Annotated in this window: 1 pseudogene; it reads right to left on the bottom strand. The window is 30.8% G+C overall.

The window, feature by feature from the left end:
• Positions 1 to 222 (bottom strand): annotated as a pseudogene (locus SPADD19_RS13045) (hypothetical protein); the annotation flags it as partial.
• Between the last annotated feature and the right edge of the window lie 15 nt (positions 223 to 237).

A 237-nucleotide genomic window follows, 5' to 3' on the forward strand; every position in this document is an offset into this window, starting at 1 on the left:
GTCCGAATAACTGCCATATTTTTCCCCATTTTTTACTACTACTTGAGTTTTACTATAAGAATTATTGCTCCTCAAGTCATAGCCATTCTCAAAATAAGGTCGATATAAATTTTCATCGCCCGAATCATCCACAACAATAAACCGCTGTTGTTCTAATATGGATTTTGAATCTTCAAAGTTATTCCTATTTCTCATTACTATAAATATAATAACTGTAACCATTGTTATTACTAGCAT

Source organism: Streptococcus parasanguinis, from assembly GCF_001578955.1.
Classification (GTDB): Bacteria; Bacillota; Bacilli; order Lactobacillales; family Streptococcaceae; genus Streptococcus; species Streptococcus parasanguinis_U.